Raw genomic sequence first — 9,060 nt, forward strand, 5'->3', positions numbered from 1 at the left:
AAGCCCAAAGTCCGATTTCTGCTGCTTCGGGGTTATTTGTGTAAGGTGCAGCATCCGGAACTAGGGATCGAAACGGACATTCATTGCGTGTTGAACAAAAGGCTGCTTCGGGCTCGCTCAGAACCTTTGCTGAAAAGCGTCTAGAGGGCGGCGAGGCGGGACAAAGCTGCCTTCAAAGGCTAAACTTCACGGCGTGCAGCCAATCACGTAAATCCAGTATGCTATTGCAAAAGCCGGATTTGTCGGGTGATCAGAAGATAAATGAATGCAGGTGCTATTCATTGAACAATCAGTTCGTTTTGAAAGCGTATTCTTGATTAGTGCCGCGTATCTCAGCATGATCCAAAGATGTCGGTTGAAATGGACAAATGGTTATACGATCTCGACCTGAGTCAGTACGCAGATGTTTTTGCGGAAAACGATATTGATGCGCGTGTTTTGCCACTACTGTCTGGCGACGACTTAAAAGAGCTCGGGGTAAGCCTTGGTCACCGAAAAATCATCCTCGCTGCAATTCGCGAGCTAGTCGGCCAACAATACGCAACGCCATCTCCACAAGCAGCTCGCGAAATAGCGCTAACCTCTGACTATTCACAAAGTGATGTTCTGCTCAAGCGGAGGCACAATGAACCAGCCACCGCAGAAAGGCGTCACGTAACAGTCTTGTTTGCCGATCTCGTCGGTTCGACGGAACTCACCAATCGTTTTGATCCCGAAGACATGCGGGACTTGCTGCAGAACTACCAAGATGCCGTTGCAGGAGCCGTAAGTCGATATGGTGGCTACGTTGCAAAATACTTGGGCGACGGCCTTCTTGTGTTTTTTGGCTGGCCGAGAGCTTACGAAGATCATGCAATTCGGGCGACAAAAGCCGGTCTTGAGGCCGTTCATCGCGTCAGAGAGCTGAATACACCGGACGGAGAGCGCTTGTCGGTAAGGCTTGGCGTTGCGAGTGGCGATGTCGTGGTCGGCGACACCATCGGTGAAAACACATATGAGGAAGGGGCTATGACTGGTCCGGTCGTCAATCTTGCGGCGCGGATTCAGGAACATGCAGAGCCAAACTCGGTCGTTGTGTCGGTGGAGGAAACCGAGACAGCTTTGCATCGGATATTCGAATTTAAACTTCTTGGGAAGGCAGACCTAAAAGGTTTTTCTGAACCACGTACTTTGTTGAAGGTTGTGTCGGAACGCAGTGCTGAAAGCCGGTTTCGAGCTTTACACCGCGATGATGCCGCCAGCGCGATGATTGGCCGTGACTACGAAAAAGGCATACTACTGCAATCATGGCAACGTGCTCAGAATGGTCACGGGGAGGTTGTTCTGTTGTCCGGTGAACCCGGGATTGGAAAATCGCGACTTACAGAGGAATTTCTTGCTGATATCACCGCAAACGACCAATCCGATGTCATACGACTGAACTGTTCTCCTTATCTTAGCAGTAGCCCCTTTCATCCTGTTGCCCTAAGAATATCCCAGGATGCAGGTGTTGAACCGGACTTCGATGACAATCTGATTCCTGATCATGTGAGGAAGATGCTTGAAGGTCGGCCTGGGCTGGACTGGGAACAGGTTCTGCCTGTCTTCGCGGCTTTGGTCGCACCCCGTAGTGTGCTCGCACAAAAGGTGCTCGAGATGACACCGCAGGAGCAGCGCGACATAACAATCCAAACTTTGATCCACACCGTACAAGTGCGATCAAGCGTGCGCCCGGTTATTCTGTGCGTAGAAGATGCTCATTGGATAGATCCTTCGACACAAGCCCTGTTGGAAAGGTTCAAGTCGATTTGTACCGATCTTCCTCTTATGATCTTGATAACTCACAGGTTTGGTTGGGAATTGGCTCGAGACGATGGGGATACGCACGTTCAATCTCTTGTATTGCGCCGGTTCGGTTCTGCACATGTATCAAACCTTGTCGAGAACATTACAGGTAAGAAACCGGACGTTGCCTTGATTGCTACAATCGTTGAAAAGACCGACGGTGTACCTTTGTTCGTCGAGGAATTGACCCGATCGATTGTGCAGGCCGGAGAGCAAGGGCAAATACATATACCGTCTTCCTTAAAAGGCGCGTTGATGGCGCGTCTTGATGCGGTTTCGCCTGAAGCAAAGCAGGTCGCGCTTACAGGGTCTGTTATTGGCAGAGAGTTTGAGCCGAGCATATTGAATGCGGCGATGCGTCTTGCAGATTCTGATATCGACAAATGCCTCGAAGAACTTTCGCGAACAGGCATAATCTTCGAAAGCGGTCACAATCGCGGGCATTTCGTATTCCGTCACGCCCTTATCCGCGATACCGCCTATCAGTCGATGCTAAGCTCAACTCGAAAACAACAACACGCAGATGTGGCGCGTGCGTTGATAGAGACAAGGTCCGCCGAGATCGCGCGTCGTCCCGAACTGGTCGCCCGTCACCTTTCAGAAGCTGAGGATTGGAGGGCTGCGTTCGAAAAATGGCAAATTGCGACAGAAATGGCGTTGGCGCGTTCTGCCAGCCAGGAGGCGATGACGAACGCCAGAGAAACGCTGCAAGCTGCTGAAAAACTTGGCTCAGACTCCAAAACAGAATTGATCAAAGGCAAAATCCTTGTTGGCCGTAGCCACGACAGCCTGGGCCAATTGCCTGAAGGGATAGCAGTTCTGAAAGACGCCTCCAATGCGGCGCGGGCGGTGCACGATGTGGAATTGGCTGCTGACGCGGCTAACCATTTCGCTGACTCATGCATGATGTCCAGCGAAAGGCACAATGAAGCAATCGATCTCTGCGATAATGCACTGAAAGACTTGCCCGATGATGATGAAGTCCGTCGGTGCAGACTGATGAGCCAACTTGCACGCGCCCACATGTTCGTCGGTCAGTTCTCGGAAGGTGCGCGTTTCGGCCAGCAGTCCATGGAGTTGGCCGCAAAACTGGGAGATTATAAATCGCAGTTCTCGGTCATGATGATGCATTTTGGGGCCCCATTCGTTGCGCGTAAGGGAAGAGAAGCCCATCACTGGCGTGAAAATCTGGAGGCCATGCACGGTGTGGCAGAGCATCTTGGTAGTATCGATCAAGGGCGGGACCGAACTCTGAGCTTGTTTGTAGGCGCCGAGATGGCCGACCGCGAGTTGATGGACCATTCTCTGAGTTTGCTCACCGAGATTTCAGAAAAAGACAATCATCTGCAACTCTATTGGGTTCAGAAGCACGCACGCGCCATGGTTGCAATTATGGACGGCGATTTTGAGCAAGCCGAGAAACACGCGACTGAGGCGGTGAAGATCGGTCGAAAGACCCATGGGGAACATGTTGAAGGCGTCTTCGGGGTTCAGATGTTTACCATCCGCCGCGAGCAAAACCGACTGCACGAGGTTGCGCCTGTGATCAAGCAGCTGATGAAAGACAGCCCTGAAGACATTTCGTGGAAACCGGGTTTTGGCCTTATTGCTGCCGAACTGGGATACAAGGAAGCTTCTGAACGTATACTGAGTGAAATGGCTGCCAATGGCTTCGACCTTGCTCCTGACGCCATGTATTCAACGACATTGTCATATCTCGCCGACATATGTGTCGCCATTGAGCATCAGGAACACGCTAAGGCGCTTTATGGAATACTGGCCCCCTACGAAGAATTGACGATCACCGCAGGGGCGACCACAGTTTGTACTGGCGCAGCTGCGCGACGCCTCGGCAGTCTGGGCATGGTGTTGAAAGACTGGGACGCCGCTGAGGCGATGTTCCAGAAGGCCATAGAAATAGACACCCGCATGAAATGCCCGCCTTGGATTGCGCACAGCAAGGCAGCTTATGCATCCGCACTAAGGCGACGGGGACGTCCGAATGATGTGGAACAGGCGTTTCAACTGGAAGGGGAAGCGTTGGCAATTTCGCAGAAATTGAGTATGGTTTCCCTAAGGTCAAAACTCGAAGGAGTAGCGAGTTAAAGTACTTGAATTGTTTGGGGGACTTTATGCCTAGGTACATAATTGAAAGAAACTTTGCCGAGCAATTAAACGTCAGCGATGATGACAAAATTCACATCAAAGAAATCAATGACGAAGTCGGCGTCGAGTGGATTTTTTCGTTCCTCAGTGCAGATAAGCGCAAAACATATTGCTTGTACGAGGCCCCTGATGAGGAGAGCCTCAGAAAGGCGGCTGAGCGCCTGAATATTCCTGCCGATGTCATAACGCCCGTGGACCGGATCGATCCAGCGATATTCGCCTGACAGGCAGGAATTCAATTCTCAATTAGTTGCAACGACTTCGCGGGATATCGCGACGGAAGTAACTATTAGCTGAGGCAGCTCTGCAAGAAGCCCGACCAGAAAATAGGGAGGAATACGCATGTTTGACATAAGAACACTCGACGGTGGTACTGCAATTGTGGATCAAGACGCGTTGGATGCTCTTGATTCATCGCTTCGCGGCAGTGTCTGTCATAAAGGTACTCTAGAATACGAAGACGCGAGAACAACATGGAATAGTATGTTCGAGCGTTACCCCGGGTTCGTGATCCGCGCGTTGGGGGCAAGCGATGTGCAGAAGGCCGTTAACTTTGTCCGAGACGCCAGCCTCGTAATGTCGGTTCGGTCAGGTGGGCATCAGATCGCAGGGCACGCTGTTGCAGATGAAACCGTAATGCTCGACCTATCGCAGATGCGGTCGGTTCATGTCGACCCTGTCAAGAAAACTGCTCGGGTTGCACCAGGCGCCCTGCTAGGCGATGTAGATCGTGAAACTCAGGCACATGGACTTGCTGTTCCCGTTGGCATCAACTCGACCACTGGTATTGCAGGACTTACCCTTGGCGGCGGTTTTGGTTGGACCACGCGGAAATTTGGCATGACGATCGATAACCTGCTCTCAGCGGAAGTCGTAACTGCGGACGGAGCTATTGTGACCGCCTCCCCCGCAAGCCATCCGGAACTGTTCTGGGCAATTCGCGGCGGTGGTGGAAACTTCGGTGTCGTGACCTCATTCGAGTTTCGACTCCATGAGTTAGGACCCGTCGTCCTGTCTGGCCTCATTGTTCATCCGATAGAAAATGCTCCAGAGCTTCTCGCTGACTTCGCCACCATTGCAGACAATTCTCCGGATGAGTTGACCGTCTGGAGCGTGATGCGAAAAGCGCCTCCTCTATCATTCCTGCCGGAAGAGTGGCATGGGCGGGAAGTGTTGATCTTTGCAGCCTGCTATAGTGGCGATATGGACGAAGGTGCAAAAGCCATGGCGGCTTTGCGTGCGCTTGGAGAGCCGATCGCCGATGTGATCTCTCCCCATAAGTTCGTAGACTGGCAGTCCGCATTTGACCCGTTGTTGACACCAGGCGCCAGGAATTACTGGAAAAGCCACGATTTCGATGCACTTTCTTCGGATGCAATCTCAGGACTCTTGGAAGCGATTTCCAGCCTTCCCGACCCCGCGTGTGAAGTTTTCATTGCTCATGTGGGTGGTGCAATGGCGCGCGTCGAGGCCGGTTCGACTGCCTATCCCCAAAGATCTGCTCACTTCATCATGAATGTTCACACGCGTTGGGGGGATCCCCAAAAAGATGGCGAGTGTATTGATTGGGCGCGAAAGCTTTACGATCAGATGCAACCGCACGCGACCGGAAGTGTGTATGTGAACTTTATGCCCGAAGACGAAGTGGACCACATGGCAGGAGCATATGGCGAAAACGGTGAGAAGCTTTCCAGGATCAAGGGCACCTATGACCCAGCCAATATTTTCAGGGTAAACCACAATATTTTGCCTAGTTGATGGAATTCAGAACTGCATAGACTGACCCAGATTGATGTCGAGAGTATTGCTTGACATCAGGCGGCTTTTCTCGTCAGCCAATTTTTGAGCCAAATGGAGCGTCCATGCGAGGATCGCGCTGGTGATCATGCAAAAACCTGGTCGTGGTATTTCGAAAATACGACCAGGAAAATCAATTTGCGTATGTGCCCGATTTGGGTGCGATGTAGACACTCGCCGTAGGTTTCTCGAACGACCGAGTTGCGGATTTAACCGGCCTTTTGCCCACGAGGTTATTGCTGACGCAGCATCGCTTAGAGGGTGCGGCACGCTCGCTGCTGCGGTGTAGCCAAATTTGCCAGAGCGGTCATTCAAAATTCCGCCGAGCCGCAAAGTTCAAAACGTGCTTTCGCTGCTTGGCCTATTGACCATCAAGACGCGGGACAGAGCCGTCATTCGCCCAACGTACGCTTCAGCACACGGTTTCGTGAGCGACTTTTGCACGATACAAACGAAAACCTGTTTGGGCGCGAAGGCACTCTTGGGATTTCAAGCATGTAAACTTGCATTGTTCTGCCCACTGGGTCACCAAAAAATCAAACCTCCCGTATTTCACTAATTTCTCCGGCCAGAAACTTTTCTCGCAATGCGAATTTCCTAATTTTTCCCGAACCGGTCAGAGGGGAAGCGTCCAGTTGGATCTAGATCACAGGTGCCTTCATTGGTGCCAGATGAGCCCGGCAGTAAACCTTGAGCTTGATGACATCTAGATCGCACCCGTCGCTGGGGCGAACGAAGGCTGCAACGATCTCGCCCAATTTGTCATCGGGCAGGCCCACGACGGCGACTTCGGCGACCTCGGGGTGTTCCAGCAAGGTGTTTTCGATTTCCGCCGGAAAAAGGTTTTCGCCGCCGCGTATGATCATCTCCTTGACCCGGCCAGTCACAGAAACATAACCGCGTGCATCCATTCTCCCCAGATCACCGGTACGCAACCAGCCTTCGGAGTTCACCGTGGCAGCCGTAGCTTCGGGATTGTTATTGTATTCGATCATGCACCCATAACCTCTGACGCAAATCTCACCCACTTCGCCCAAGGGTTGGATAGCGCCATCCTCATTGGAAAGGATTGCGATTTCAGTTTGCGGCAAGGCCTGCCCAATCGGATTGCAGCAATCGTCGAGCGCCTCACCTTGCCGATGCATCATAACAAGAGGCGAGCATTCAGTTTGGCCATAAACTGTCTGAATAACGCAGCCAAACTCTTGTTTGGCAGCCAGTACCAGTTGCGGAGCAACCATCGACCCGCCGGACACGCAGCTTTTGACTGAGGAAAGGTTGAATTTTTCTTGTTCCATGGCCTCTAGCATGGCGACGATCATCGTCGGCACCCCGCCGATTGCCTCCACGCGCTTGGTCTCGATGATGCGCAAGTAAGAAACCGGGTCAAAAATGGCGAACAGATACAGTGGCGCGGCCATTTGCAGCGCGCCCAGCACCTGCATGGCACAGCCTGCCGTATGGAACAGCGGCATCACATTGGCCCAGGGGTCACCGCGCTTTATCCCTAGTCGCTGCGCATAAAAACGGGCGTTGTTGGTCAGGCCGCGATGGCTGAGAACCGCGCCTTTGGGAAACCCGGTGGTTCCTGACGTGTACTGAACCTGCGCAGCATCTCTGGCTTCTGTTTCGGGCAGCCCAGGAGGGTAAGTTCCATGTTCGCAGAGCGCCTCAGGGTCCTGAATATCGGTGAGTTCACGTATCCCGGCCAGCCCATCCACCGCCTCTCGTGCGATGTCAGCCATCGGGTTGCCTCGGTATGCGACCGTCAGGAAAAGACCAGAGGCACCGGACTGCTCAAGCACATAGCGCAGTTCTTTGGCTTGATAGGCGGGATTGGCCGTGACAAGAACCAAACCCGCCAACGCACTTGCGTATTCCGGTAGCACCCATTCCGGAATGTTGGGCGCCCAGACACATATGCGTTCTCCTGGCAAAAACCTGGTCGAGAGTGCGAGGGCCAACCGCTCGGCATCCAAGTACAAGGATTAATAGGTCCAGCGGCGGCCTATTTCTCCTGCAATATCGACTTCGACAAGCGCAAGCTTGTCGGGATCACTTTCCGACACCGAGCGCAACAGCCCGCCCACGGTGGTGTCCAAGACCTTTTCGGAATCGTGAATTGCAAAGTATGAATTTGGGAGGTTTACATTATGCACGGCCACCCCCGTTTGCGCTTAAACCATTTAGTATCACGAAAGCGGGATGGTTCGTAAAAAACAATTCTCCACACAACTGACAAACGTGATGTTGCTTGAACGGGTTATCCGCTTCATGCGCGACGCACATACCTTCTGCAAGAAAGCAAACGAGCTAACTCAGTGCTGTTGGCCGCTATAGACCAGTCGTTCGCGGAAACCTTGCGAAAGATAGGATTGGGCTCAGAGCCGCCCGAAGCACTCGCGGAACGGCACTTGCCTTGGGCAGACCGTGACCGACCATCGGCGAAACCCTCCAATGCTCTGATCTTGCTGCGCACCTAGGATTGTACTGCCGTTCGCGCCAAAGGGAACGCTATTGATACAGGCAGCGGCGAAATCTGACTGCGAGCCTAAAGTCCCGGATGCCGCGTCCTGATCGAAGGTCCGCTGCGCGACAGATCGCTATACCGACGGTCTTGTCAGATTAATTTGCTCTCATACCGTTTTAGTTGCCTGTTCTTCTGTTTCGTGCCGCTCTACAAGTCTTTTTCCATACAGATCAGGCCTTTGTGCGCTCTCGTTCGAAGAGAGAGCCAAGAGGGACGTCAGGATGCAATTCCTTTGATAGTACCCTTCAGCCTACTCGGCTACCGCTTGGTAAAAAAACGATAGCAGTGCTGCAGCCTCAGAAAAACAATGGCTGTTCGTGGCGACTATTCTAGAAGTGGCTACTAGCGACCGAAACATTCTGTCTGAGACGTATTCCAATATTGAGCCGGACCACTTGGCTCAATGGCGTGTTAAAGACTTCGCATCAATGTTGTCCATTATTCCGAGAGGCAGATTTGCTGATAGTGACGGTCTTCAAAACGATCTGTTTTAACTTCTGCGCCGCTTCGTTGCGACGCTCGCAACGGCGATCAGTATTGCCGACGAGTCCGAACGCCGCTCCGGCTCAAGACTGCTGTGAGAGTTTTTGAAATGTATCTGGAGTTTGGCAAGGTTGTTAGAAGAATTGCCACCCGAAAAGGTGCGCCGCGTTAACAACGCATGACTGACTTGGCATCTTACCCCAATTACTTCAGATAGGTGTTGAACCAATCAACGGTACGGTTCCAGGCTAGGTTTGCCA

Annotated in this window: 4 protein-coding genes; 3 read left to right on the top strand and 1 reads right to left on the bottom strand. The window is 52.5% G+C overall.

Annotation, left to right across the window (positions count from 1 at the left end; genetic code table 11):
- Positions 1-348: 348 nt before the first annotated feature.
- From ACR0L4_RS19695 to ACR0L4_RS19705, 3 genes are all read left to right on the top strand, one after another.
- Positions 349-3,930: an adenylate/guanylate cyclase domain-containing protein gene (locus ACR0L4_RS19695; protein WP_480514744.1), complete on the top strand. Its 3,582-nt coding sequence runs from the start codon at positions 349-351 to the stop codon at positions 3,928-3,930.
- Positions 3,931-3,956: 26 nt separating this feature from the next.
- Positions 3,957-4,214 carry a DUF4242 domain-containing protein gene (locus tag ACR0L4_RS19700; RefSeq protein WP_058283661.1) on the top strand — a complete coding sequence of 86 codons (258 nt, stop codon included), beginning with the start codon at positions 3,957-3,959 and terminating at the stop codon, positions 4,212-4,214.
- 118 nt (positions 4,215-4,332) lie between these two features.
- Positions 4,333-5,748 (top strand): FAD-binding oxidoreductase, encoded by a 1,416-nt coding sequence (locus tag ACR0L4_RS19705; RefSeq protein WP_170752821.1) that lies wholly within the window; start codon positions 4,333-4,335, stop codon positions 5,746-5,748.
- Between the two features lie 680 nt (positions 5,749-6,428).
- Here the strand turns inward: ACR0L4_RS19705 and ACR0L4_RS19710 are convergent.
- The gene (locus tag ACR0L4_RS19710) at positions 6,429-7,772 is read right to left on the bottom strand and encodes a class I adenylate-forming enzyme family protein (protein WP_480514745.1); all 1,344 of its coding nucleotides are present in this window, start codon (positions 7,770-7,772) and stop codon (positions 6,429-6,431) included.
- Between the last annotated feature and the right edge of the window lie 1,288 nt (positions 7,773-9,060).

This window comes from Ruegeria sp. AB5 (assembly GCF_056542645.1).

Bases quoted from the DNA above. Each gene is read 5' to 3' on its own strand.
- ACR0L4_RS19695 (WP_480514744.1), top strand. From the start codon at position 349: ATGTCGGTTGAAATGGACAAATGGTTATACGATCTCGACCTGAGTCAG.
- ACR0L4_RS19700 (WP_058283661.1), top strand. From the start codon at position 3,957: ATGCCTAGGTACATAATTGAAAGAAACTTTGCCGAGCAATTAAACGTC.
- ACR0L4_RS19705 (WP_170752821.1), top strand. From the start codon at position 4,333: ATGTTTGACATAAGAACACTCGACGGTGGTACTGCAATTGTGGATCAA.